The 25625-nt window shown below is 74.1% G+C and carries 23 protein-coding genes; 14 read left to right on the forward strand and 9 right to left on the reverse strand.

Going from position 1 to position 25625, the window contains the following annotated elements; translation table 11 throughout:
- The 8 genes from BLS67_RS11410 to BLS67_RS11445 all read right to left on the reverse strand — a co-directional run bounded on the left by BLS67_RS11410 (position 1) and on the right by BLS67_RS11445 (position 10088).
- Positions 1-1452, reverse strand: coding sequence for an L-fucose/L-arabinose isomerase family protein (locus BLS67_RS11410; protein WP_091244807.1), 1452 nt, complete (start codon positions 1450-1452; stop codon positions 1-3).
- Positions 1453-1480: 28 nt separating this feature from the next.
- A complete protein-coding gene (locus BLS67_RS11415; protein WP_091244809.1) occupies positions 1481-3517 on the reverse strand; it encodes a bifunctional aldolase/short-chain dehydrogenase in 2037 nt (678 codons plus the stop codon).
- A 52-nt stretch (positions 3518-3569) separates the two neighbouring features.
- Positions 3570-4739, reverse strand: a complete 1170-nt coding sequence (gene rhaI, locus BLS67_RS11420) for an L-rhamnose isomerase (protein ID WP_091244811.1) — start codon at positions 4737-4739, stop codon at positions 3570-3572.
- Positions 4736-5104 carry an L-rhamnose mutarotase gene (locus tag BLS67_RS11425; RefSeq protein WP_091244814.1) on the reverse strand — a complete coding sequence of 123 codons (369 nt, stop codon included), beginning with the start codon at positions 5102-5104 and terminating at the stop codon, positions 4736-4738. The genes rhaI and BLS67_RS11425 overlap by 4 nt, the downstream gene beginning before the upstream one ends.
- Before the next feature lie 81 nt (positions 5105-5185).
- A complete protein-coding gene (locus tag BLS67_RS11430; RefSeq protein ID WP_091244817.1) occupies positions 5186-6265 on the reverse strand; it encodes a substrate-binding domain-containing protein in 1080 nt (359 codons plus the stop codon).
- 169 nt (positions 6266-6434) lie between these two features.
- Positions 6435-7529, reverse strand: coding sequence for an ABC transporter permease (locus tag BLS67_RS11435; RefSeq protein ID WP_165617547.1), 1095 nt, complete (start codon positions 7527-7529; stop codon positions 6435-6437).
- The gene (locus tag BLS67_RS11440) at positions 7522-8571 is read right to left on the reverse strand and encodes an ABC transporter permease (RefSeq protein ID WP_091244821.1); all 1050 of its coding nucleotides are present in this window, start codon (positions 8569-8571) and stop codon (positions 7522-7524) included. The genes BLS67_RS11435 and BLS67_RS11440 overlap by 8 nt, the downstream gene beginning before the upstream one ends.
- On the reverse strand, positions 8568-10088 hold the full coding sequence (locus tag BLS67_RS11445; protein ID WP_091244824.1) for a sugar ABC transporter ATP-binding protein: 1521 nt from the start codon (positions 10086-10088) through the stop codon (positions 8568-8570). The genes BLS67_RS11440 and BLS67_RS11445 overlap by 4 nt, the downstream gene beginning before the upstream one ends.
- 241 nt (positions 10089-10329) lie before the next feature.
- On the opposite strand from BLS67_RS11445, the gene BLS67_RS11450 reads away from it, so the two are divergent.
- Positions 10330-11367, forward strand: a complete 1038-nt coding sequence (locus tag BLS67_RS11450) for a LacI family DNA-binding transcriptional regulator (protein WP_207500497.1) — start codon at positions 10330-10332, stop codon at positions 11365-11367.
- A 40-nt stretch (positions 11368-11407) separates the two neighbouring features.
- Positions 11408-12646: an alpha-hydroxy acid oxidase gene (locus tag BLS67_RS11455; RefSeq protein ID WP_091244827.1), complete on the forward strand. Its 1239-nt coding sequence runs from the start codon at positions 11408-11410 to the stop codon at positions 12644-12646.
- On the opposite strand, the gene BLS67_RS11460 is transcribed toward BLS67_RS11455, so the two are convergent.
- Positions 12612-13136: a winged helix-turn-helix transcriptional regulator gene (locus BLS67_RS11460; protein WP_091244831.1), complete on the reverse strand. Its 525-nt coding sequence runs from the start codon at positions 13134-13136 to the stop codon at positions 12612-12614. The two genes, BLS67_RS11455 and BLS67_RS11460, sit on opposite strands and share 35 nt — an antisense overlap.
- A 53-nt stretch (positions 13137-13189) precedes the next feature.
- On the opposite strand from BLS67_RS11460, the gene BLS67_RS11465 reads away from it, so the two are divergent.
- The 12 genes from BLS67_RS11465 to BLS67_RS11520 are packed head-to-tail and all read left to right on the forward strand — an operon-like array spanning position 13190 to position 25622.
- Entirely contained in the window at positions 13190-14626 is a 1437-nt protein-coding gene (locus BLS67_RS11465; RefSeq protein ID WP_242654003.1) for a DHA2 family efflux MFS transporter permease subunit, read from the forward strand.
- 57 nt (positions 14627-14683) lie between these two features.
- Positions 14684-15526, forward strand: coding sequence for an amidohydrolase family protein (locus BLS67_RS11470; RefSeq protein WP_091244837.1), 843 nt, complete (start codon positions 14684-14686; stop codon positions 15524-15526).
- A gap of 31 nt (positions 15527-15557) precedes the next feature.
- A complete protein-coding gene (locus BLS67_RS11475) occupies positions 15558-16091 on the forward strand; it encodes an MSMEG_0572/Sll0783 family nitrogen starvation response protein (RefSeq protein ID WP_207500498.1) in 534 nt (177 codons plus the stop codon).
- A 35-nt stretch (positions 16092-16126) separates the two neighbouring features.
- Positions 16127-17167, forward strand: coding sequence for an MSMEG_0568 family radical SAM protein (locus BLS67_RS11480; protein ID WP_242654004.1), 1041 nt, complete (start codon positions 16127-16129; stop codon positions 17165-17167).
- Positions 17164-18600 carry an MSMEG_0567/sll0787 family protein gene (locus BLS67_RS11485; RefSeq protein ID WP_091244844.1) on the forward strand — a complete coding sequence of 479 codons (1437 nt, stop codon included), beginning with the start codon at positions 17164-17166 and terminating at the stop codon, positions 18598-18600. Before BLS67_RS11480 ends, BLS67_RS11485 begins: the two co-directional genes overlap by 4 nt.
- Positions 18597-19448 (forward strand): carbon-nitrogen hydrolase family protein, encoded by an 852-nt coding sequence (locus tag BLS67_RS11490; RefSeq protein ID WP_091244847.1) that lies wholly within the window; start codon positions 18597-18599, stop codon positions 19446-19448. The genes BLS67_RS11485 and BLS67_RS11490 overlap by 4 nt, the downstream gene beginning before the upstream one ends.
- Positions 19445-20773: an MSMEG_0569 family flavin-dependent oxidoreductase gene (locus BLS67_RS11495; protein ID WP_091244849.1), complete on the forward strand. Its 1329-nt coding sequence runs from the start codon at positions 19445-19447 to the stop codon at positions 20771-20773. Before BLS67_RS11490 ends, BLS67_RS11495 begins: the two co-directional genes overlap by 4 nt.
- The gene (locus BLS67_RS11500) at positions 20770-21585 is read left to right on the forward strand and encodes a carbon-nitrogen hydrolase family protein (protein WP_091244851.1); all 816 of its coding nucleotides are present in this window, start codon (positions 20770-20772) and stop codon (positions 21583-21585) included. The genes BLS67_RS11495 and BLS67_RS11500 overlap by 4 nt, the downstream gene beginning before the upstream one ends.
- Before the next feature lie 10 nt (positions 21586-21595).
- Positions 21596-22711, forward strand: coding sequence for an MSMEG_0565 family glycosyltransferase (locus BLS67_RS11505; RefSeq protein WP_091244854.1), 1116 nt, complete (start codon positions 21596-21598; stop codon positions 22709-22711).
- A gap of 15 nt (positions 22712-22726) precedes the next feature.
- Positions 22727-23740: a FecCD family ABC transporter permease gene (locus tag BLS67_RS11510; protein WP_207500499.1), complete on the forward strand. Its 1014-nt coding sequence runs from the start codon at positions 22727-22729 to the stop codon at positions 23738-23740.
- Complete coding sequence (locus tag BLS67_RS11515; RefSeq protein ID WP_091244855.1) at positions 23737-24798, forward strand: FecCD family ABC transporter permease; 1062 nt, start codon at positions 23737-23739, stop codon at positions 24796-24798. The genes BLS67_RS11510 and BLS67_RS11515 overlap by 4 nt, the downstream gene beginning before the upstream one ends.
- The gene (locus BLS67_RS11520; protein ID WP_091244858.1) at positions 24795-25622 is read left to right on the forward strand and encodes an ABC transporter ATP-binding protein; all 828 of its coding nucleotides are present in this window, start codon (positions 24795-24797) and stop codon (positions 25620-25622) included. The genes BLS67_RS11515 and BLS67_RS11520 overlap by 4 nt, the downstream gene beginning before the upstream one ends.
- Positions 25623-25625: the final 3 nt, after the last annotated feature.

The raw sequence follows: 25625 nt of genomic DNA on the forward strand, positions 1-25625 counted from the left end.
TCAGCTCGGCTGGACGTGCAGGAAGTCCAGCTCGCACAGCTCGGCGACCCGGGCCAGCTCGGCGGCGCGGTGGCCCACCCCGAGGGACCAGTGGTGCCCCACGCCGGAGGCGCTCCACTCGTCGGTCCACTCACCCGGGTCGACGCCGAAGTCGACCCGGGACGTGGTGTTGCCGATGGCCAGGAGCGGCCCGTCGACGACGGTGCCCTCGGCGGCGATGAGCCGGAACGAGCCGTCGCGGAGCTGGCCCAGCCCGCACAGCGTGACGGGGCCGTGCTGGACGTCGAACTCGACCGAGACCCCGTAGCCGCGCTTGCCGTGGAAGACCCCGAGCCCGCGCAGCAGCGGACGGCGGGCGCTGATCGCGAGGTGCGCCGGACCGTCGTGGCCCATCTCGACGACGCCGGCCCGGAAGTCCAGCGCCTGCAGCTCGGTGAACGAGCCGCCCCCGCCGAGGCGGTCCATGACCAGCATGGCGATGGACGTGCGCAGCTCGTACTCGCCGACCAGCGGGATGCCCCGCGCGGTGAGCAGCGAGGCCCCCAGGATCATCCCGGCGGCGACCCGCTCGTGCGCCTCGCCGTCCAGTCCGCGGTGGTAGTAGGCCATCGAGTCCAGCTGGAAGTCCTCGACCAGCCGGTCGAGGGCCACCGAGACCTGCGCGCCCCAGCGCAGCTCGGGCTCCTGGACGGAGTCGTCGAGGGTGAAGACGTCCCGGGCCAGCTGCACCCGCTCGTCGACCTCCCGCTCGGTGACCTTCTCCACCCGCACCCGCAGGTCGTCGATCTCGAGCACCTCGACGTGCCCGCCGAGCTGGGTGGAGATGCTGGTCAGGTCGGTGGAGACGTCGAGCATGCCCGGGTAGAGGTGGCCCATCAGGCCGTGGCGGCCGTGCCGCAGCATGCCGCGGACGCCTGCCGCCTTCACCCAGTGCGCGATGCGGCCCCAGGCGCGCTCGTCCTCGACGTAGCCCGACACCGACCGGAACGGGATGCCCGCCCGGCGGAACGAGTTCGCCATCTCGGGCAGCGGGCAGGCCCCGCAGTAGGCCAGCCACTCGCCCGTGCCGAACGTGGCGTGGTCCATGACCTCGGTGGGCTGCAGGTTGAGCAGCAGCACCGGAGCGCCGGCCCGCTGGGCGACCGGCACCAGCATGGACGCCGTCATGTAGGTCGTCAGGAACCCGACGATCAGGTCGCACCCGGCGGCGCGCAGCTTCTCCGCGGCGACCGCGGCCTCCTGCGCGTCGGAGACGAACCCGACGTCGACGACCTCGCAGTCCAGGGCCTGCATGCGCTCGGACACCCGGCGCGCGCTGGACTGCAGCTGGGGGAGCAGCTGGGGGAACTGGGGCCAGTAGGCGCCGAGGCCACCGGCCACCAGGCCGACCTTCACCGGGCGGGTGGAGACGCGGGCGAGCCCGGCGTGGACCTGGTCGAGGGTGCTGGTCATCGGGGGAGCTCCTGGGGTTCCGGGGCGGTCAGCGGAGGAAGGCGGCGGCGACGCCGGAGTCGACGGGGACGTGCAGGCCCGTGGTGCGGGTCAGCTCGCCGCCGGTCAGGGCGAACACGGCGTCGGCGACGTGCTCGGGCAGCACCTCGCGCTTGAGCAGGGTGCGCTGGGCGTAGTAGGCGCCCAGCTCCTCCTCGGGCACGCCGTAGACCGCGGCCCGCTTGGCGCCCCAGCCGCCGGCGAAGATGCCCGACCCGCGCACCACGCCGTCGGGGTTGATGCCGTTGACCCGGATGCCGTGCTCGCCGAGCTCGGCGGCCAGCAGGCGGACCTGGTGCGCCTGGTCGGCCTTGACCGCCGAGTAGGCGATGTTGTTCGGCCCGGCGAACACCGAGTTCTTCGAGGAGATGTAGACGACGTCGCCGCCCAGGCCCTGCTCGATCATCACCCGGGCGGCCTCGCGGGAGACCAGGAAGCTGCCCTTGGCCATCACGTCGTGCTGCAGGTCCCAGTCGCGCTCGGTGGTTTCCAGCAGCGGCTTGGAGATCGACAGCCCGGCGTTGTTGACCACCAGGTCCACCCCGCCGAAGGCCAGGACCGCGTCGGCGAACGCGGCGGCCACGGCGGCGGCGTCCGAGACGTCCGCGGCGACCCCGACCGCGACGTCGGCCGAGCCGATGCCGGCGGCGGCCTCCTGCGCCTTGGCGAGGTCGAGGTCCGCGACGACGACGCAGGCGCCCTCGGCGGCGAGCCGCTCGGCGATGGCCTTGCCGATGCCGGAGGCGGCACCGGTGACCAGCGCGACCCGGGAGGCCAGCGGCTTCGGCTTCGGCATCCGGGCGAGCTTGGCCTCCTCGAGCGACCAGTACTCGATCCGGAACTTCTCGACCTCGTCGATGGGGGCGTAGGTCGAGACCGACTCGGCGCCGCGCATCACGTTGATCGCGTTGACGTAGAACTCGCCGGCGACCCGGGCGGTCTGCTTGTTCGCGCCGAAGCTGACCATGCCCACGCCGGGCAGCAGCACGATCGCCGGGTCGGCCCCGCGCATCGCCGGGCTGCCGGGCTCGGCGTGGCGCTCGTAGTAGGCGGCGTAGTCGGCGCGGTAGGCCTCGTGCAGCTCGCGCAGTCGCTCGGTGACCTGCTCGAGCGGAGCGGTCGGCGGCAGGTCGAGCACCATCGGGCGCACCTTGGTGCGCAGGAAGTGGTCCGGGCAGGAGGTGCCCAGCGCGGCCAGCCGGGGGTGCTCGGCCGACGCCAGGAAGTCCAGGACGACGTCGGTGTCGGTCAGGTGGCCGACCTGCGGCTTGTCGGTCGAGGCCAACCCGCGCAGCAGCGGGAGCAGCGCCGCCGCGCGGGCCCGCCGCTCGGTCTCCGGCAGCGGCTCGAACTCGGGCAGCCGGGCGCCGAACGGGTCGGGGCGGCCGTGCTCGGCCAGGAAGGCCTCGGCGGTGCGGATGATCTCCAGGCTGTTGGCCCCGCACTGCTCGCTCGTGTCGGCCCAGGCGGTGATGCCGTGCCCGCCGAGCACGGCGCCGATCGCCTGCGGGTTGGCCTCGGCCAGCGCGGCGATGTCCAGGCCCAGCTGGAACCCGGGACGGCGCCACGGCACCCACACCACGCGGTCGCCGAAGCAGCGGCGGGTGAGCTCCTCGCCGTCGGCGGCGGTGGCCAGCGCGATGCCGGAGTCGGGGTGCAGGTGGTCGACGTGCGCCGCGCGGACCAGGCCGTGCATGGCGGTGTCGATCGAGGGGGCGGCGCCGCCGCGGCCGTGCAGGCAGAAGTCGAACGCGGCGACCATCTCGTCCTCGCGGTCGACACCGGGGTAGACGTCGACCAGGGCGCGCAGCCGGTCCAGCCGGAGGACGGCGAGGCCGGGCTCGGTCAGGGTGCCCAGGTCGCCGCCTGAGCCCTTCACCCACAGCAGCTCGACCGGCTGCCCGGTGACCGGGTCGGTGTCGGTGCCGGCGGCGGAGGTGTTGCCGCCGGCGTAGTTGGTGTTGCGGGGGTCGGCGCCGAGAGCGTTGGAGCGCTGCAGCAGCTCGCTGACCACGGGGTTCGTCACGTTCGTCGTCCTCAGGATCGGTGGAGGGGTGCGGTGGGCGGGGCCGGCGCGCTCAGGCGCCCCAGGAGGCCTGCTGGCCGCCGACGCGCTCGGCGGCCGCCTGCTCCGCGTGGCCGGAGGACAGGTAGGCGCGGTACGGGTCGGCCGGCAGCCCCTGCGACTCCCGCAGCTCGGCCAGGAGGGGGCGGACGTCGGTGTTGTAGGCGTCCATCAGGGCACCGTTGGCACCCAGGACGTCGCCGTCGCGCTGGGCGCTGCGCAGGGCGTCGCGGTCGACCAGCAGCGCCTTGGCGGTGGCCTCCTGCACGTTCATCACCGAGCGGATCTGGCCGGGGATCTTGGCCTCGATGTTGTGGCACTGGTCGAGCATGAAGTTGACGCCGGAGTCCGGTGCCAGGGCGCCGGCCCGCACGATCTCGTTCATGATCCGGAACAGCTGGAACGGGTCGGCGGCACCGACGATGAGGTCGTCGTCGCCGTAGAAGCGGGAGTTGAAGTCGAACGCGCCCAGCCGCCCGACCCGCAGCAGCTGCGCCACGATGAACTCGATGTTGGTGCCCGGGGCGTGGTGGCCGGTGTCGAGCACGACCTTCGCCTGGTCGCCGAGGGCCAGGCAGTGCAGCAGCGAGGTGCCCCAGTCGGGGATGTCCATCGTGTAGAAGTACGGCTCGTAGAACTTGTACTCCAGGATCAGCCGGTGCCCGGGGTCGAGCTCGGCGTAGACCTGCTGCAGGGAGTCGGCCAGCCGCTCCTGCCGGTCGGTGATGTCGTCCTGACCGGGGTAGTTGGTGCCGTCGGGCAGCCAGATCTTCAGGTCGGTCGACCCGGTGGCGCGCATGACGTCGATGCACTGCACGTGATGGGCCACGGCCTTCGCCCGCACCGCCGGGTCGGCGTGCGTCATCGACCCCAGCTTGTAGGCGTCGTCCTGGAACAGGTTGGAGTTGATCGCCCCGATCGACACACCCTCGTCGGCGGCGTGCCGGGCGAGCTTCCCGAAGTCGTCGACCAGGTCCCAGGGGATGTGCAGCGACACCCGCGGGGCCACCCCGGTGACCCGGTGGACCTGGGCGGCGTCGCTGATCTTCTCGAACGGGTCGCGGGGGACGCCCGGGGTGCTGAAGACCTTGAACCGGGTGCCGGCGTTGCCGAACGCCCACGACGGCAGCTCGATGGTCTGGGTCCGCAGCACGTCGAGGGCTGCGGTGCGGAGGTCGGTCATCGGGTGTCCTGCTCTCGGGCGCGGGTCGTGGTGGGGTCGAGCTGGTCCTCCAGGTGGAAGACCTCGGTCAGCAGCAGCAGCCCCTCGTCGGGGCGCCGTCCGGCCAGACCGGTGAAGAAGGGGGCCATCTCGGCCTGCCACCGGGCGTTGACCTCGGTGGCCTCCATGGCGGCCTGCGCGGCGTCGAGGTCGTCGGCCTCGACGTAGCCGACGAGCAGGCCGTCGGGGCGGGCGAACAACGAGTAGTTGCGCCACCCGGACTCGGCCAGGGCCGCGGTCATCTCGGGCCACACCGCGGCGTGGCGGCGGGAGTACTCGTCCAGCATCTCCGGGCGGACCTGGAGGAGGAAGCAGTAGCGGGGCACGGACCTGTCTCCCGGTGGGGTGGTGTCGGGTGGTGCGGGGGCCGCCGCGGACGGCGGCCCCCGCACCCGAGCGACGTCGGCTCAGAAGTCGAAGTCGTCGATGTTGGTCGCATCGAACGTGGTCGGCGGGCCGAGGACGACCGACGGACCGGTGTCACCGGCCGGGGCGTCGACGGTGTAGGAACCCAGTCGACCGGCGTCGAAGGTGGCGCCGGTGTCGAGGTTGGTCGTGCCCGACGCCAGGTTGGCCGCCGCGTAGCCGGCGAGGTAGCCCAGGTCGGTGGGGTTCCAGAGGGCGAAGCTCTTCACGACGCCGCTCTTGACGTACTCGCGCATCTGCGACGGCAGGCCCAGGCCGGTCAGGGTGATCCGCGAGGCGACGTCGGGGTTGTTCGAGAGGTACTGCGCCGCCGTGGAGATGCCGACCGTGGTGGGCGAGATGATCCCCTTCAGGTCGGGGTAGGCCGACAGCAGACCCTGCAGCACGGTGAGGGAGGTCGCCGGGTCGTCGTTGCCGTAGACGGTGTCGACCAGCTCGAGGTTCGGGTACTTCTCGTCGATGTAGGTCTTCATCGCGTCGATCCAGGCGTTCTGGTTCGTCGCCGACGCGGCGGCGGACAGGATGGCGATCTGCCCGCTGTCGGTGCCCATGTTCTGGACGAGCAGGTCGACCTCGGCGGTGCCGATCGTGGTGGTGTCGGCCTGGTTGATGAACAGGTGGTCGAAGCCGTCGCAGCTGAAGTCGCTGTCGAAGGCGACGATGGCGATGCCCGCCGAGTCGGCCTGCTGCAGGGTGGGGCACAGCGCCTGCGGGTCGTTCGCCGCGATGACGATGGCGTCGGCCTGGGCCTGGATGGCGGCCTGGATCGACGGGATCTGGGCCGCGGCGGTCGCCTCGGTGCCGCTGCTGATCGTCACCGTGCCGCCGAGCTCCTCGAGCGCGGCCTGGCCGCCCTGGTCGGCGAGGACCTCGTAGGGGTTCTGGGTGTCCTTCGGGATGAAGTAGACGTTCAGGCCCTCCTGGAGGGTGCCGTCGCCGGACCCGCCGGAGGAGGCGCTGCCGCCGTCCGAGCTGGACCCGCAGGCGGCCAGGGTCACGCCGACCAGGACCGTGCTGGCGACGGCGGCCAGCCGTCGCCGGGTGAAGTTGTGCTGCTTCATCGCTGCTCTCCTCGGAGGTGGTGCTCAGGCGTCGGTGCATCGGTGCCTCGACGTCGGCCGGTGGCCAGGACCTGCGGTGCGGGTGGTGCGGTGCGGGTGGTGCTGGGGTGGGTGGTGCAGGGGTGGGTGGTGCAGGGGTGGAGGTCCGACCGGGGCCGGACCGTCCCGGTCAGGGGGTGGGTGCGGGGGTGGGCGGCGGTGGGGCGGGTCGGCCCCGGCCGCGCAGCGCGGTGCGGACCCGCCGGCCGGCGGCGGCGGCGTTGGGCACCAGGACGCTGGCCAGCAGCAGGCCGCCGGTGACGATGTTCTGCACCTCGGCCTGGACCTGCTGCTGGGTCAGCGCCTGCTGCAGGACCGCCACGATCGCCAGGGACAGCACGACCCCGGCCACCGTGCCGCGGCCGCCGAAGATGGAGACGCCGCCGAAGAGCACGACGGCCACGACGGTGAGCTCGAGACCGAACCCGGCCGAGTAGCTCGCCGAGGAGTTCTTCAGGGCGAACAGGACGCCGGCCAGGGAGCAGACGAGCCCGGAGAGGACGAAGAGCTCGAACCGCACGCGGGTGACCCGGATGCCGGCGAACTCGGCGGCCTCGGGCTGGAGCCCGATCGCGTAGAGCGACCGGCCCGAGGGCGTGGCGTGCACGAAGGTCGCGGTCGCGACGGCGAGGACGGTGAACACCGCGATCGAGTACGGGACCTGCGTGCCCGGGATGGGCAGCACCCCGAGGGTGGCCACCTCGGTGGGGAACGGGGTGGTGGTGGGGTTGGGCAGGATGATCTGGGCGATGCCGCGGAAGAGCGTCAGGGAGCCGATGGTCACCGCGATGGACGGCAGCCCCAGGTAGGCGATCAGGTAGCCGTTGAGGGCGCCGCCGACCAGCCCGGTCACCAGGGCGGCGGCCACGGCGACGCCGAAGGACGTGCCCGACTGCCACAGCACGCCCATGACCGCCCCGGACAGGGCGAGCATGGCGGCCACCGACAGGTCGATCTCGCCGATCAGGACGATCATCAGCAGCGGGAGAGCCATGATGGCGATCTCGCCGATGTTCAGCCCGGCGAAGAAGAACGTCGTCCCGGTGAAGAACCGGGCGGACCCGTTCGACCCGATCAGCAAGGTCAGCAGCAGGATCGCCACCAGGGCGGTCTCCCACCGCAGGGCCAGGCGCCACCGGGGCGGGCGTGCGGTGTCGACGCCCTCGTAGGTGGGCGCGGGCCCGCTGTCCCGGGGGGTCTCGGCGTGGACCGCGGTCTCAGACATCGCGGTGGGCTCCTTCCTGGGTCCGCAGCTTGCGGGCGATGCGGAGGCTGAGCGAGCGGTCGAAGGCGATGGCCGCCAGCAGCAGGGCGCCGGCGATGGCATCGGTCCAGAAGCCGGAGATGCGGCTGGAGACCAGGGCCTGGTCGATCGTGTTGAGCAGGACGGCGGCCAGCGCGGCGCCGATCACGGTCCCGCTCCCGCCGAAGATCGCGACCCCGCCGACGACGACCGCGGCGACGACCAGGAACTCGTAGCCGCGCCCGGCGGTGACGTCGACCTGGGCGAACAGCGCGACGAAGAGGGCGCCGGTGAGGCCGGCGAGGGAACCGCTGACCAGGAAGGCGGTGAAGACCCGCTTCTGGGTGGGGATGCCGGCGAGCTCGGCGGCGTCCGGGTTGGAGCCGATGGCGTACAGGTCGCGGGCCGACCGGAAGGACCGCATCGCGTAGGCGGCGACCAGCACGACGACCAGCACCAGGAGGAACAGGACCGGGACGCCGAGCACGGTCTCGAACCCGATCCGCTGGAAGCCCCGCGGGATGGACTGCGGGTTGATGATCACGCCGTCGACGAGGAGGCCGTCCAGCCCCCGGATGACGTACAGCCCGGCGAGGGTCACCACCAGGCTGGGGACCCGGAACAGGGTGACGACGGCACCGTTCACCGCGCCGAAGAAGGCGCCGACCGCGATGCCCACGACGAAGCCGAGCAGGATCGGCGTGCCGGGGTGGTCGCGGAAGGTCATCCCGACCACGTAGGCCGAGATGCCCACCACCGACCCCACGGACAGGTCGACGTTGCGGGTGACGATCACCATCGTCTGCCCGACGGTGAGGAGGGCGATCAGCGAGGCGCCCAGCAGCAGCTGCTGGATGCTGTTGGCGCTGGCGAAGGCGTCGTTCTTGACCGTCGCCGCGACGAAGACGACGACGATCAGCAGGGCGATGCCGGTCTCCCGGGCGCGCAGCAGACCGCCGAGGCGGGCGCCCACCGGGGTCCGCGTCGATCCGGCGGGGGTGGGACGGGGCAGGGTCGCGGTCACGCTGTGGCTCCAGAGGTCAGGCCGGACGCCGCGCGCATGATCGAGTCCTCGTCCGCGTCGGCCCGCGAGAGCTCGGCGGTGATCCGGCCCTCGTGGAGCACCAGGACGCGGTCGGCCATGCCGAGGACCTCGGGGAGCTCGGAGGAGATCATGAGGACGGCCATGCCGGCGGCGACCAGGGAGTCGATGATGCGGTGGACCTCGGCCTTGGTGCCGACGTCGATGCCGCGGGTCGGTTCGTCGATGATGAGCAGCTGCGGGTCCCGGCTGAGCCACTTGCCCAGCACGACCTTCTGCTGGTTGCCGCCGGACAGCGTGGACGCCGGGTTGCCCAGCCTGCCGAACTTCAGCTGCAGGCGACGGGCCCAGTCGGCGGCCAGCTTCCGCTCGGCCGACCGGCGCAGCAGACCCCCGGTGGCGAGCCGGCCGAGGGAGGCCAGCGCCATGTTCTGGTCGATCGGGAGGTCCATGACCAGGCCCTGCTGACGACGGTCCTCGGGCACCAGCGCGATGCCCGCGGCCATCGCGGCGCGCGGTCGGTGGGCGGGGAGGACCTCGCCGAGCACCGACACCGTCCCGGTCGTGCGGGGATCGATGCCGAAGACGGCCCGGGCCACCTCGCTGCGCCCAGCGCCCACCAGACCGGCCAGGGCGACGATCTCACCCCGTCGCACCTGGAAGGAGATGTCGGAGAACACGCCGTCCTCGCTCATGCCGTCGACGTCGAGGACGACCTGACCGGGCTCGGTGGTGGTCTTGGGGAACAGGGCGTCGAGGTCCCGGCCGACCATCGACCGGATGATCTCGTCGACGGTGACCTCGTCGATCGGCGCGGTGCGGACGAACCGGCCGTCGCGCATGATCGTGACGCGCTGGCAGCTGGCGTAGACCTCCTCGAGCCGGTGGCTGATGAACATGACGGCGGCGCCCTCGGCGCGCAGCGTCTCCATCACGTCGAACAGCCGTCGGACCTCGACGCCGGTCAGCGCGGCGGTCGGCTCGTCCATGACCAGCACCCGGGCGTTCAGCGACAGGGCCTTGGCGATCTCGACGATCTGCTGGTCGGCGACCGACAGCCCGCGGGCGGGCCGCGAGGGGTCCAGGACCACCCCGAGGCGGGCGAACACCTCCCGCGCGGCGGCGTTCATCGCGCGCCGGTCGATGCGCCGACCGGCCACCGTGGGCTGGCGGCCCATGTAGATGTTCTCCGCGACGGTGAGGTCGGGGAACAGCGTGGGCTCCTGGTAGATGATCGAGACACCGGCGTCGCGGGCGTCGGAGGGGCCGGCGAACACCACCGGTGCGCCGCCGACGACCAGCGACCCGGCGTCGGGCTGGTGCACGCCCGCGAGGATCTTCACCAGGGTGGACTTCCCGGCCCCGTTCTCGCCGAGGAGGGCGTGCGCCTCGCCCGGGTAGAGGGTGATGGAGCCGTCGACGAGGGCGCGGACCGCCCCGAAGCTCTTCTCGGCCCGGTCCAGGACGAGAAGCGGGTCGTGCGGGGCGGCGGTGGCCATGCCCGGTCCTCCTCGATGACGTGGTGCGTCGGAGCGGCTGTGAAACGGTTCATCCGACGTGTGGCGCAGACCATAAGAGCGTCCCCGGACACGTGTCAAGCACCACAGCGATGCGTGATCTGAGCGAGATCTGAGCCGGTATGCAGTGGTTGACACGTTTCATATCCGTGCGACGATGACGTGACCTCGACCACCGGCGCGCCGTCGTCCGGGGTCCTGCAGACCTGCCCCGAGGAGCCCCGTGTCCGCCAGCATCCGCGACGTCGCCCGGCGTGCCGGCGTCTCGCTGGGCACGGTCAGCAACGTGCTCAACCGGCCCGACCAGGTCAGCGTCGGCAGTCGGGAGCGGGTGCTCGCCGCGATCGCCGAGCTGGGCTTCGTGCGCAACGAGTCGGCCCGTCAGCTGCGCGCCGGCACCTCCCGCACGCTGGGCCTGGTCGTCCTGGACATCGCCAACCCGTTCTTCACCGACGTCGCCCGCGGGGTGTCCGAGGTGGCCGACGACGCCGGCCTCGCCGTGATCCTCTGCAACTCCGACGACCGCCCGGCCAAGGAGTCGGCCTACCTCGACCTGCTCGCCGAGCAGCGGGTGCAGGGGGTGCTGATCACGCCCACGGCCGACCTGGCGCCGCACCTGGACTCGCTGCGCCGGCGGGGTGTGCCGGTCGTGCTGGTCGACCGTCGGGCCACGGGCCCGGGTCAGTGCTCGGTCGCCGTCGACGACGTCCTGGGCGGGCGCCTGGCGGCCGACCACCTCATCGAGCGGGGCCACCGGCGCATCGCCTTCGTCGGCGGCTCGTCGGGGCTCCCGCAGATCGAGGAGCGGCACGCGGGCGTGGTCGCGGCCGTCCGCGACCAGTGGGGCGACGAGGACTCCCTGACGGTCTTCGCCCCCGACGTGCTCACGGTCGCCACCGGGCGGGAGGCGGCCGCGCAGATCGTCGGCATGCCCGCTGCGGTGCGCCCGACCGCAGTCATCTGCGCCAACGACCTGCTGGCCCTCGGCGTGCTGCAGGAGATGACCCGGCACGGCGTGCGGGTGCCCGAGGAGTGCGCCATCGTCGGCTACGACGACATCGAGTTCGCCGCGGCCGCGGCCGTGCCGCTGACCTCGGTGCGCAAGCCCCGGCAGGAGATGGGCCGCCGGGCTGCCGAGCTGCTGCTGGCCGAGGCCGGCGACGACCACGTGCACGAGCAGATCGTCTACGAACCCGTGCTGGTGGTGCGGGAGTCCTCCATGGCCCGCCGGTCCACCGCGCAGGGGGAGCGCACCGCGTGACCCACCGGATCCCCGTCCCCGACACCCGCGAGGTGCTGTGATGTCCCCGACCCGCCGTCAGGCGCCCCGACCCGCCGAGCTGCTCGAGCTCGTGAAGTTCAAGAAGCCCGAGCTGGACGGCCGCAAGCGCCGGCTGGAGTCGGCGCTGACCATCGCCGACCTGCGCACGATCGCCAAGCGCCGCACCCCGCGGGCGGCGTTCGACTACACCGACGGCGCCGCCGAGGGCGAGCTGTCGCTGGCCCGGGCGCGCCAGGCGTTCGCCGACGTCGAGTTCCACCCCGACGTGCTGCGCCCGGCGGTCGACGTCGACACCTCGGTGCAGGTCCTGGGCGGGCCGAGCGCGCTGCCCTTCGGCATCGCGCCGACCGGGTTCACCCGGCTCATGCAGACCGAGGGCGAGAGCGCCGGGGCCGGTGCCGCCGGTGCCGCCGGCATCCCGTTCACCCTGTCCACGCTGGGCACCACGACGATCGAGGACGTGAAGGCGGCCAACCCGCGCGGCCGCAACTGGTTCCAGCTCTACGTGATGCGCGACCGGTCGATCTCCTACGGCCTGGTCGAGCGGGCCGCGGCCGCCGGGTTCGACACCCTGCAGTTCACCGTCGACACCCCGATCGCCGGGGCCCGGCTGCGGGACAAGCGCAACGGATTCTCCATCCCGCCGCAGCTGACCGCGGGCACCGTGCTCAACGCCGCCGTCCGGCCCTGGTGGTGGTGGGACTTCCTGACCACCCCGAAGCTGGAGTTCGCCTCGCTGTCGACCACCGGCGGCACCGTGGCCGACCTGCTCGACATGGCCATGGACCCGACCATCAGCTACGACGACCTCGACGTCATCCGGGGCATGTGGCCGGGCAAGCTCGTGGTCAAGGGCGTGCAGTCCGTGGCCGACGCCGCGAAGCTGATGGACGCCGGGGTCGACGGCATCGTGCTGTCCAACCACGGCGGGCGGCAGCTCGACCGCGCCCCGGTGCCCTTCCACCTGCTGCCGGCCGTGCGCAAGGAGCTCGGCGACGACGCCTGCGTCATGGTCGACACCGGGATCATGAACGGCGCCGACGTCGTCGCCGCGATGGCGCTGGGTGCCTCGTTCACCCTGATCGGCCGGGCCTACCTCTACGGCCTCATGGCCGGCGGGCGCCAGGGCGTCGACCGCACCATCGAGATCCTCCGGTCGGAGGTCGTGCGCACCATGCGCCTGCTGGGGGTCAGCTCGATCGCCGAGCTCGAGCCCCGGCACGTCACCCAGCTGCACCGCCTGCTGCCCCGCGGCTGAGCCGCGAGCCGCGGGCGGGGGAGACGGCCAGCTCGCCCAGCGGGACGGGGTGGTCGTGCTCGCAGCGCACCTCGACCCGCACGGCGCCGCCGCAGTCGCGGTGGTGCAGCTCGAGCGGGCCGCGGCCGTCGGGCGTGCGGTGCCGCGAGCCCCACGCGAAGAGGCCGAGCACCACCGGCAGGAGGTCGCGGCCCGAGTCGGTGAGCACGTACTCGTGGCGCGTCCGCGTGCCGGGCTCCCGGTAGGGCACCGTGGTGAGCACCCCGACCTCGACCAGCTCGCGCAGGCGGGCCGCGGCCACGGCGTCGGTGATGCGGACCCGGGCGGCGAAGTCCTGGAACCGCCGCGTGCCGTAGTAGGCCTCGCGCAGCAGCAGCATGGCCGACCGGGTGCCGACGACGTCCAGCGCGGAGCGGACGGGGCACGCCTCGTCCCGCCACCGGCTGCGGTCGGCGAGCCCGCCCTCGAGGACGGCGGTGTGCTGGTCCACGACAGTGCCTCCTGGCTTGTGCTGACCGGAGCCAGACCTCTACGTTGCTGGCTGTGCCCAACCCTAGCCAGCGCACGTCGCTCGTGCTCGCCGTGCTCTCGGTGGCCGCGTTCGTGGCCAGCCTGGACGTCTTCATCGTCAACGTCGCGTTCGACGACATCGGCGCCGACTTCACCGGCTCGACGCTGTCGCAGCTGTCCTGGGTGCTCAACGCCTACGCGATCGTCTACGCCGCGCTGCTGGTCCCCGCGGGCCGGATCGCCGACCGGTACGGCCGCAAGGGCGGGTTCCTGCTCGGCCTCGGGGTGTTCACCGCGGCGAGCGCGGCCTGCGCGGCCGCCGACGGGGTCTGGTGGCTGGTGGCCTTCCGGGCGGTGCAGGCAGTGGGGGCCGCGCTGCTGACCCCGGCCAGCCTGGGCCTGGTCATCGCGTCGGTGCCGCCCGAGCGGCGGGCCGGGGCGGTGCGGATCTGGGCGAGCACCGGTGCGGTGGCCGCCGCGCTGGGCCCGGCCGTCGGCGGCGTGCTGGTCGAGGCCTCGTGGCGCTGGGTGTTCCTGGTCAACCTGCCGATCGGCGCGGTGGCGCTGGTCGGCGCCGCCCTGCTGGTGCCGCGCTCGCGCGACGAGGCCGCGTCGTCCCTGCCCGACGTCCGGGGTGCGGTCCTGCTCGCCCTCGCCATCGGCGCCCTCACCCTGGGGCTGGTCGAGGGCCCCGACTGGGGGTGGGGGTCGGCCCGCACCAGCGCGGCGTGGGTGGTCAGCGTCGTGGCGCTGGGCGGGTTCCTGCTCAGCTCGCGGCGGCACGCCTCGCCGGTGGTCGACCCGGCCCTGCTGCGGGTGCGCGCCTTCGTCTGGGCCAACGCGACCTCGCTGCTGTTCGCCGTGCCCTTCGCCGCCGCGCTGCTGACCAACATCCTCTGGATGCAGCAGGTGTGGGGCTACTCGGCGATCCGCACGGGCCTGGCCATCGCGCCCGGCCCGCTCATGGTGCCGGTCTTCGCCGCGGTCTCCCACCGCCTGGCCCGGCGGTTCCCGGTCGGGTGGCTGGTGGCGTTCGGCTGCGTGCTGCTCGGGGCCGGCGGAGTGCTCACCGCCGCGTCGGTCGGGCCCACCCCCGACTACGTCGGCGACCTCCTGCCCGGGTGGCTGATCGGCGGCGTGGGGGTCGGGTTCGCCCTGCCGTCGATCCTGTCGTCGGCCACGGCCGACCTGCCCCCGGCCCGGGCGGCCACCGGCAGCGCGGTGGTGAACATGAGCCGGCAGATCGGCACGGCGCTCGGGGTCAGCCTCGTCGTCGCCGTCCTGGGCACCCCGGTCGGGTTCGACGCGGCCCGGACGGCGTTCCGGTACACGTGGTGGGCGCTGGCCGCGGTCGCCGTCCTCGCGGCCCTCGCCGCCCCCGGCATGACCCCGCGGCGCCCCGGTGGGGGTAGCGGTGCGGGGACGGAAACGGTGCCGACGTCTGCGGGTCTGGCGGGGTCGCAGACGTAACGGCATCTCGTTCCGGACGTCACCCGGGCGACACACCCCGGGACGACGGTTCTCCCCATGACCACGGGGGCCCGGCAGCGGGTGCACGACGCGCACCGCCACCTCGGCGTGCTGCCCGCGTTCCCCTTCTACGGCGGCCCGCCGGTCAACCCGGACACCACGGCGCGGGCCACCATCGCCGAGCTGCGGGCCGACCTGGATGCCGAGGGCACGGAGTTCGCGCTGGTCATCCCCAACTACGGGGTGCCCGACCCGACGGCGTCGTTCGCGCTCAACGAGCTGGTCGTCGAGGCCGCGCAGACCGACGAGCGGATCCGGGCCGGGCTGTGGACCAGCCCCCGCCCGCAGGACGCCGTCGCCACCGAGAAGGCCCTCGCGCTGGCCGGTGAGCGGGGTGTCAGCGCGCTCAAGCTGTCCTTCCTGCTCGGCGGCCGGGCCACCGACGACGACTGCCGCCCCCAGCTCGACGCGATCTTCGCCGCAGCCCGCGAGCACGACCTCGTCGTCCACGTCCACACCAGCCCCGGCGCGGCCAGCGACGTCGACGAGGTCGGCCAGCTGGTCGACCGGTACGCCGACGACGTCGCTGTCCACCTGGTGCACATGGGCGGCGGCATGAGCGGCCACATCAAGCTGATCGGGCAGAAGTTCTTCGCCTGGGTCGCCGCCGGCAAGCGGGTCTACACCGACACCAGCTGGGCCATCGGCTTCGCCCCGCGCTGGTTCGCCGCCGAGATCGACCGGCACGGCATCGGCCACGACCGCGTGCTGTTCGCCTCCGACCAGCCCTGGGGCGACTTCGAGGGCGAACACGCCCGCCTCGCGGCGGCCACCGGGGACGGCGAGCTCGCCGACCTGGTGTTCCGCCGCAACTTCGAGCAGCTCCACCGCCTGACCTGACCCGCAGCACCCACAACCAGGAGGACGCCCCGTGACCACGCCCCTTGCCACGCCCGAGGAGATCAAGGCCAACGCCGAGGCCAGCCTGGCCGAGATCCCGCACCCCTCGCTGCCCAAGGGCAGCAACCTCTACGGCTCGACCAAGATCTTCCCGGACTACCAGGCCGGCGAGGGCGAGAGCTACCTGACCCTGGTGCACGGCATCGCGCACGAGTCGTCGGTCAGCTTCGTGGCCTGCCTGCAGGCGCTGCGCGCCCTCCGCAAGGGCTACGAGTCGGTCCTGTACTTCTACGGCCCGGCCGCGATGAACGCGATGGCCACCCGCGGCTTCCCGACCACCGGCGACTCCGCCTTCCCGGGCGAGCAGAACATCAACTCGCAGATCGAGAAGTTCATCGAGGAGGGCGGCACGGTCTACGTCTGCCGCTTCGGGCTCAGCCTGCACGGCCTCCGCGAGGAGGACCTGATCGCCGGCTGCATCCCCTGCCACCCGCTCGACGTGCAGGACGCGCTCATCCACTACGCCCGCAAGGGCGCGATCATCAACAGCACCTACAACCTCTGAGCCGCGCGGCCATGACCCGGACGACGAGCACCCGCGTGGACGTCGCGATCCTCGGCGTCCGGGTCGACGCCCCGGTCCGGAGACGGGCCGGGGCGGGCCCCAGCGACGACGGCCACGTCCTCCTGGACGGCAGGGGGACGGCGCTGCCGCTCAACGCCGACAGCCCCTACTCGATCAGCGGCGGCCGGCTGCTGCTCGACGGTGCCGACCTCGGGTTCGACGCCGAGGTGATCGAGCGCCCCCGCTTCTACGACCTCACCACGGCCGAGGGGGTGCCCTACGAGCAGCTCGCCCGGCTGCACGGCAAGGACGTCCTGGCCACCACGGTGGTGCAGACCTGCATCCGGTACGACGAGGCCGACCGCTGCCGGTTCTGCGCCATCGAGGCCAGTCTCGCCGCCGGCTCCACCACCGCGGTGAAGACCCCGGCCCAGCTCGCCGAGGTGGCCGAGGCCGCCGTCCGGCTGGACGGCGTCGCCCAGATGGTGATGACCACGGGCACCACCAACGGCCGCGACCGGGGCGCCCGGCACCTGGCGCGCTGCGTCCGCGCAGTCACCGCGGCCGTGCCCGGCCTGCCGATCCAGGTGCAGTGCGAGCCCCCTGCCCCGCAGGACCTCGACGCCATCCAGGAGCTCAAGGACGCCGGGGCCACCGCGATCGGCATCCACGTCGAGTCCCTGGACGACGACGTGCGGGCCCGCTGGATGCCCGGCAAGGCCACCGTGCCGATGAGCCAGTACCGGGCTGCGTGGGCCGAGGCCGTGCGGGTGTTCGGCCGGAACAAGGTGTCGACCTACCTGCTGGTCGGGCTGGGGGAGGACCCAGACGAGCTGGTCGCCGGCGCGCTCGACCTGGCCCGGCGCGGGGTCTACCCGTTCGTCGTCCCGTACCGGCCGCTGGCCGGCACGCTGGCGATGGCCGACGGCGTCGGTGCCCCCGACCCGGCCGTGCTGGAGGACGTGACCGCGCGGGTGGCCGCGGGCCTGCGAGACCTGGGCATGCGCGGCGCCGACCAGGGCGCCGGCTGCGCGGCGTGCGGTGCCTGCAGCGCGCTCCAGGCGGCCGGCGCATGACCGAGCAGGGCTCCACCGAGCGGGTCTCCTGGGACCGCAACGTGCTGCTGGTCGACCACCGGCTGCCCGTCGCCCGCCCGGGCTGGCAGCTCGAGGAGGCCGACGCCGCGGGGGTGCGTGCCCACCGGGAGCTGCGGCGCCGGGCGTTCGTCGAGGAGCAGGGTCTGTTCGCCGGCACCGACCTCGACGACACCGACGCCGACGCCCGCGCCGTCGTCCTGGTGGCCCGCGGGTCCGACGGCGCGGTCCTCGGCGGCGTCCGGCTCGCCCCGGCGGATCCGGGCGCGGCCGACGTGGGCTGGTGGACCGGCTCGCGGTTGGTCGTCGCCCCCGGCAGCGCCCCCGGCATCGGCCCGGCCCTGGTGGCCGCCGCCTGCGCCCGCGCCGAGCAGGCGGGTGCCCTGCGGTTCGACGCCACCGTGCAGGACCGGTACGCGGGGATGTTCGCCCGGCTCGGCTGGGCGAGCACCGGGGCCACCGTGATCGCCGGCCGCCCGCACACCGCCATGACCTGGCCGATCGGCCGCCTGGCCGCACTGGCCCGGGCCACGAAGGCACCGCTCGGCGGTCTGCTCGCCGGCCTCCACCTCGGGGGCGCCGGCTTCGTCGGGGACGACGGCGCCCCGGTGCCCGGCACCGACGTCGTCGCCGCCTGCGACGCGATCCTGCCCTCGATGGTCGAGCGTGACCCCGAGTGGGCCGGCTGGTGCGGGGTGCTGGTCAACGTCAACGACCTCTCCGCCATGGGTGCCGCCCCGCTCGGCCTGCTGGACTCGATCGGCGCCCGCGACGCCTCCTTCGCCGCCCGGGTCGTCGCCGGTCTGCGCGCCGGGTCGCAGGCCTGGGGCGTGCCGGTGCTCGGCGGGCACACCCAGCTCGGCGTCCCGGCCGCGCTCAGCGTGACCGCCCTGGGCCGCACCGACCGGCCGGTCCCGGCCTCGGGCGGCCGGCCCGGCCAGCGCGTCCGGCTGACCGCCGACCTGGGCGGGGGCTGGCGGCCCGGCGCCACCGGGCGGCAGTGGGACTCCACGACCGGCCGGACGACGGCCGAGCTGCAGCTGATGGGGTCCGTCGTCGCCCGCACCGCCCCGGCCGCGGCCAAGGACGTGTCGATGGCCGGCCTGGTCGGCACCCTCGGGATGCTGGCCGAGGCCAGCGGCTGCGGCGCCGTGCTGGACGTCGCGGCAGTGCCCCGCCCGGACGCCGCGACCGTCGGGGACTGGTTCACCTGCTTCCCCGGCTCCGCCTTCCTCACCACCGACGACGCGCACCGCGCCGTCGCCCCCGCGGGCCCGGCCACGACGGCCACCTGCGGCGAGCTGGTCCCCGGCTCCGGCGTGCAGCTGCGCTGGCCCGACGGCTCGACCACCCCCGCCCTGACCGGTCCGGTGACCGGCCTCGGTGCATCCCGCACCCCCGAGGAGAACCCGTGACCACCTTCGCCGCCGTCGCCGCCCCGTTCGGCCGTGACCTCGACGCCGCCTTCGCCCGGATCGAGGGCCTCGTCGCCGACGCCCGGGCCCGCGGCGTCGGCCTGCTCGCGCTGCCCGAGGCCACCCTCGGCGGGTACCTGGCCTCCCTCGGCGACCACGGGGTGACCGAGGTGCTGCCCGAGCACGCGCTCCCGCCCGCGCTGGACGTCGACGGCCCCGAGGTCGCCCGGCTGGCCCGGATCGCGGGGGACGTGGTGGTGACGGCGGGCTTCTGCGAGTCCGACGGCACCGCCCGCTACAACACCGCGGTCGCGGTGACCGGCGACGGCGTGCTGGGCGTGCACCGCAAGGTGCACCAGCCGCTGGGGGAGTCCAACGTCTACGCCGCCGGCGACGGCTTCCGGGCCTTCGAGACGCCGGTCGGCCGGATCGGCATGATGATCTGCTACGACAAGGCCTTCCCCGAGGCGGCCCGCACGCTGGCCGTCGACGGCGCCGAGGTCGTGGTCTGCATGTCGGCCTGGCCCGGCTCCCGCACCGGTGCGGCCGCCGACCTGGCGCAGGACCGCTGGACCCGCCGGTTCGACCTGTTCGACCAGGCCCGGGCGCTGGAGAACCAGATCGTCTGGGTGTCGGCCAACCAGTCGGGCACGTTCGGGTCGCTGCGGTTCGTCTGCAGCGCCAAGGTCGTGGGCCCGGGCGGCGACGTGCTGGCCACCACCGGCGTCGCCCCGGGCACGGCGGTCGCCAGCGTGGACGTCGGCGAGGCGCTGGCGGGGGCCCGCCGCTCGATGGGGCACCTGCGCGACCGGCGTCCGGACACCTACGGGCTGGCGGTGTCGGCATGACGCTGACCGAGGACGCACCCACCCGAACCGGACTCCCGCAGCACGTGCCGGTCGCCGTCGTCGGCGGCGGGCAGGCCGGGTTGTCGATCTCCTGGCACCTGGTGCAGCGCGGCGTCGAGCACGTCGTGCTGGAGCGGGAGACGGTCGCGCACGAGTGGGTCGACGCCCGCTGGGACACCTTCTGCCTGGTCACCCCGAACTGGCAGTGCCAGCTGCCCGGCTGGCCCTACACCGGCGACGACCCCGACGGGTTCATGCTGCGCGACGAGATCGTCGACTACGTCCGCTCGTACGCGGCCTCGTTCGACCCACCGGTGCACGAGGGCGTCGCCGTCACCCGGCTGTCCCCGGCGGCCGAGGGTGGTTACACCCTGCTGACCAGCGCGGGCGAGCTGCACGCCGACCAGGTGGTGCTGGCGGTCGGCGGCTACCACCTGCCCGTCGTCCCGCCCTGGGCCTCCGCGCTGCCCGAGCGGGTCACCCAGCTGCACTCCCAGCAGTACAGGAACCCCGAGCAGCTGCCCGCGGGCGACGTGCTCGTGGTGGGCACCGGCCAGTCCGGGGCGCAGATCGCCGAGGACCTGCACCTCGCGGGCCGCCGGGTGCACCTCGCGGTCGGCAGCGCGCCGCGGATCGCCCGCCGGTACCGCGGGCGGGACGTCGTGGCCTGGCTGCACGACCTGGGCCACTACGACATGCCGGTCGAGCAGCACCGGGACGGCGAGGCCGCCCGGGTCGGCACCAACCACTACGTCACCGGCCGGGACGGCGGCCGGGACATCGACCTGCGCACGTTCGCAGCCCAGGGCATGCAGCTCTACGGCACGGTCACCGGCCTGGTCGACGGCGTGCTGACCTTCGAGCCGAACCTGACCGCGCACCTGGACCGGGCCGACGCCGTCGACGACAGCGCCAAGGACGTCATCGACCGGCACATCGCCGCGGCCGGCATCGACGCCCCGACCGAGCCGCGCTACGTGCCGGTGTGGGCGCCGGAGGAGGACCCGACCGCCCTGGACGTCGAGCGGGTCGGCAGCGTGGTCTGGGCGATCGGCTTCCGCGCGGACTGGTCGTGGGTGCGGGTGCCGGTGTTCGACGGTGCCGGGTACCCCACCCACGTCCGCGGGGTCACCGCCGCACCCGGGCTGTTCGTGCTCGGGCTGCCCTGGCTGCACACCTGGGGGTCGGGCCGGTTCTCGGGCATCGCCCGGGACGCCGAGTTCGTCGCCGACCGGATCACCGAGCTGACGACGGCGGGCACCCGCACCGGGCTGGGCAGCGCCCTGGCCGCGGCCGCCGCGTCGTCGGCCTCCCGCATGGCGTGAGGATCGCGGCGGTCTCCGCGCACTTCGGCCGGGACGTCGACGCCTGCGCGGCGAAGGTGGAGGCGATCACCGCGGACGCCCGGGCGCAGGGCGTGGACCTGCTGGTCTTCCCCGACGCGACGATCGGCGGCTACCTCGGCGGGTTCGACGCGGTGGGGGAGACGGGGCTGCCGCCGGCGCTGGCCGCCGACGACGACGTCTTCGGCCGGGTGGCCGCCGCGGCCGGCCCGACCGTGGTCTGCCTGGCCTACCGGGAGGCCGCCGACGACCGGTTCTTCAACAGCGCCGTCTGCCTGACCGGGGACGGCGTCCTCGGCCGGCACCGCAAGGTGCACCAGCCGGTCGGCGAGCTGGCGGCGTACTCGGCCGGCGACGCCTTCACCGCCTTCGACACCCCGGTCGGTCGGCTGGGCATGCTCGTGGACTACGACAAGACGTTCCCCGAGGCCGCCCGCACCCTGGCCGGTGACGGCGCGCAGCTGCTGGCCTGCCTGTCGGCGTGGCCGGCGTCGCTGACCAACCGGGCGCCGCGGTTGCTGCAGGACCGGCAGTCCCGGCTGTTCGACCTCTACGACTGCGCCCGCGCGGCGGAGAACCAGGTGGTCGTGGTGTCGGCCAACCAGACCGGCACGATGGGCCGGCTGCGGTTCCTCGGCCAGTCCAAGGTGGTCGGCCCCGGCGGCGACGTGCTGGCCCGCACCTGGGCCAAGGCGGGGCTCGCGGTGGCCGACCTGGACGTGGCCGGGGAGGTCGCCCGCTCCCGGCTGGTGCTCTCCCACCTGCGGGAGCTGCGCCCGGAGGCCTATCGATGAGGAGGCCCTCATGAGGATCGCGCTGCTGACCTACTCGACCAAGCCCCGCGGCGGCGTGGTGCACACCCTCGCGCTGGCCGAGGCGATGGCCCGGGCCGGGCACGAGGTGCACGTCTGGTCGCTCGGCCGGGGCGGGGACGACGCGTTCTTCCGGCCGGTCGACCCCGCGGTGACCCTGCGGCTGGTGCCGTTCCCCGATGTCCCGGGGGAGGACGTCGGGGCGCGCATCCTGCGGTCGATCGCCGTCCTCGGGGCCGCGTTCGCCGACGAGGACTACGACGTCGTGCACGCCCAGGACTGCATCTCCGCCAACGCCGTGCCCGACTGCGTCCGCACCGTGCACCACCTCGACCGGTTCACCACCCCCGAGCTGGCCGCCTGCCACGAGCGGGCCGTGGTCACCCCCCACGCGCTGGTCTGCGTGTCGGCCGCCGTGGCGGGGGAGGTGGCGGACGGCTGGGGTCGGACGGCGACGGTCATCCCCAACGGGGTCGAGGCCGCGCGGTTCGCCGTCGCGGCCGGCCCCGACGGCGCCGCGGGACGGCAGCGCTGGCGGGACCGGCTGGGCCGCTACGTGCTGGCCGTCGGCGGCATCGAGCCGCGCAAGGGCACCCTGGACCTGGTCGAGGCCATGGCCTTGCTGCGCGACCGGTGTCCCGACCTCGAGCTGGTGGTCGCCGGCGGCGAGACGCTCTTCGACTACCGCGACTACCGGGCCCGGGTCGACGCGCGGGCCGCCGAGCTCGGCGTCCGACCGCTCGTGCTCGGACCGGTCGACCACGAGCAGCTGCCGACCCTCGTCGCGGGGGCGCAGGTGTTCGCCTTCCCCTCCACCAAGGAGGGCTTCGGGCTGGCCGCGATGGAGGCGCTGGCCGCCGGCGTCCCGGTCGTGACCCGCGACCTGCCGGTGCTGCGCGAGGTCTTCGGCGGGACGGCGGCCTTCGCCACCGACCCGGCAGGCCTGGCCGACGCCCTGGTCGACGCCGCGGCCGCGCGCGACCCGGAGCGCCTCGCGGCGGGCCGGGCGCTCGCCCTGGCGCACGACTGGGACACCGCCGCAGCCGCCCACCTCGCGCTCTACGACCGGCTCGGACGTCGACCCCTGGCCACGGTAAGGCAAGGGTGACCTAAGCTCCCCGTCGTGCTCACCACGACCACCACCGGACGCCCGCGGCGGGCCCTCGCCGTGGCCGCCCTGCTGGTCGCCGTCGCCGCCGCGTGCCTGGTCAGCCTGCTGCTGGGCAGCAACCGGCTGGGGCTCGGCACGGTGCTGACGGCGCTGGTCGACCGCAGCCAGGACGTCGGCGACGTCGTCTGGGGGTCGCGGGTGCCGCGCACCGTGCTCGGCCTGCTGGTCGGTGCCTGCATGGGCGTGGCCGGTGCGGTGATGCAGGGCCAGACCCGCAACCCGCTGGCCGACCCGGGCATCTTCGGCGTCACCGCCGGTGCCGGCTTGGCCGTGGTCATCGGGCTCTACGTGTTCGACGCCTCCTCCGTGCTGGCCACCCTCGTCCTGGCCCTCGTCGGCGCCGCGGTCGCCAGCGTCGTGGTCTTCTCCGTCGCCGCGCTGGGCCGCGGCCTGTCCAGCCCGGTGCCGCTGGCCATCGCCGGCACCGCGGTCTCCGCGCTGCTGATCGCCGCCACGTCCTACCTGGTGCTGGCCGACGAGACCACGCTGGCCGGCTACCGCATCTGGGTGGTCGGGTCGCTGTCGGGCCGCTCGCTGACCGGGATCACCCCGGCGCTGGTGTTCGCCGTCCTCGGGCTGCTGTGCGCGGTGGCCAACATGCGCTCGCTGGACACCCTGGCGCTGGGCACCGAGCTGGCCACCGGCCTCGGCGAGAGCCTGCTGCGCGCCCGTCTGGTCGGGCTGGCCGCGATCACGCTGCTCACCGCGAGCGCGGTGGCGCTGACCGGGCCGATCGGGTTCGTCGGGCTGACCGCCCCGCACCTGGCCCGCGCGCTGGTCGGCGGCGGGCACCGCTGGCTGCTCCCGGCCTCGGGCCTGGTCGGTGCCGTGGTGCTGCTGGTCTGCGACGTCGTCGGCCGGCTGATCGCCGGCACCGCGGAGGTGGAGGTGGGCGTGGTGCTCACCGTGCTGGGGGGCGTCGCCTTCGTGCTGATCGTCCGCCGCGGCCGGATGGCCCGGCTGTGACCGCCACCGTCGACCGCGGCACCCTCGATCGCGGCACCCCGCCGGCGCTCCGCCGCGGTCGGGTCCTGGCCGCCACCCTGACCTGCCTGGTCGCGGTGGTCCTGGCCGGGCTGTACGGCATCACCGCCGGCTCGTCGTCGCTGACCGTCGCCGACGTCGCGGCCGTGCTGGTGGGCCAGGGGACCGGCGGCCAGGAGCTCATCGTCTACCAGCTGCGGATGCCGCGGGTGGTCGGCGGCATCCTGGTCGGCGCCGCCCTCGGCCTGGCCGGCGCGCTCACGCAGACCTTCGCCCGCAACCCGCTGGCCACCCCGGACATCCTGGGCGTCACCTCTGGCGCGAGCTTCGGGGCGGTGCTGGCCATCGTGGTGGGCGGTGGCACCTACGCCGTGGCGCCGGGGCTGCTGACGCTGGGCCTGCCCGCGATGGCCGCCCTGGGCGCGCTGGTGACCTCCGCGGTGGTCTACGGGCTGGCCTGGCGCGGGGGCATCGACAGCTTCCGGCTGATCCTGATCGGCATCGGCACCACGGCCGCGCTCACCGGGCTGACCCAGTACATGGTGGCCCGCGCGCAGATCACCGAGGCCGGTGCGGCCACGCAGTGGCTGGTCGGCAGCCTGTCGGGCATCTCCTGGGCCAGCGTGTGGCCGGTGCTGGCCGCCCTCGTCGTCCTCGCCCCGCTGGCCTGGTCGCAGGTGCGCGACCTGGGCATCGGGCAGCTCGGCGACGAGGTCTCCATCGGCCTCGGGGTCTCGCTGCAGCGGCACCGCCTGCTGGTGATCCTGTGCGCGGTGCTGCTGGTGGCCGCCGCGGTGTCGGCCAGCGGGCCGATCGAGTTCGTCGCGTTCGTCGCCCCGCAGATCGCGCTGCGGCTGGCCCGCACCGACCGGCCTCCGCTGGCCGCCTCCGCGCTGGTGGGTGCCCTGGTCGTGGTGGGCGGCGACGGCCTGGCCCGCGGCCTGCTGCCCGGCGAGGTCCCGGTCGGCATCATCACCGCGGTCGTCGGCGCCCCGTACCTCATCTGGTTGCTCACCCGTTCCCGAGGAGGGTCCGCATGACGACCACGACCACGACCACGGCGCTGGCCGCCCGCGGCGTCACCCTGGCCTACGACGGCGACCCGGTCTTCGAGGGCCTGGACCTCGAGGTCGAGACCGGCCGGGTGACCACGTTCATCGGCGCCAACGGCAGCGGCAAGTCCACCCTGCTCAAGGCGCTGGGCCGGGTGCTGAGGCCGGGCAGCGGCACCGTCGAGCTCGACGGCGCCCCGATCCGGTCGCTGCCGACCCGCGAGGTGGCCCGGCGGCTGGCGATCCTGCCGCAGAAGCCGCTCACGCCGACCGCGACCAGCGTGCGCGACCTGGTCGCCCGCGGGCGGCACCCGCACCAGAGCATGTTCCGCCCGTGGACGGCGGCCGACGCCGCCGCCGTCGACGCCGCCCTCGCCGCCACCGGCATGGCCGCGCTGGCCGACCGGGACGCCGGCTCGTTGTCCGGCGGTCAGCTGCAGCGGGCCTGGATCGCCCTGGTGCTGGCCCAGGAGGCGCCCGTCGTCCTGCTCGACGAACCGACCACCTTCCTCGACCTCACCCACCAGCTCGACGTGCTGCGCCTGGTGCGCTCGATCAACCGCACCCGGGGGACGACGGTGGTGATGGTGCTGCACGACCTGTCGCTGGCCGCCCGCTACTCCGACCGGCTGGTCGTGCTCGGTCGAGGGCGGGTGCTCGCCGACGGGGCGCCCTGGGACGTGCTCACCCCGGAGGTGCTGCGCGACGCGTTCGACCTGGACGCCCGGGTGGTGCCCGACCCGAGCTGCGGCACCCCGCTGGTGGTGCCGGTCGAGCCGGCCGGTGATCATGCTCCTGTTTGGGTAGGCTAACCT

The organism is Klenkia soli (assembly GCF_900103975.1).
GTDB classification, from domain to species: Bacteria; Actinomycetota; Actinomycetes; order Mycobacteriales; family Geodermatophilaceae; genus Klenkia; species Klenkia soli.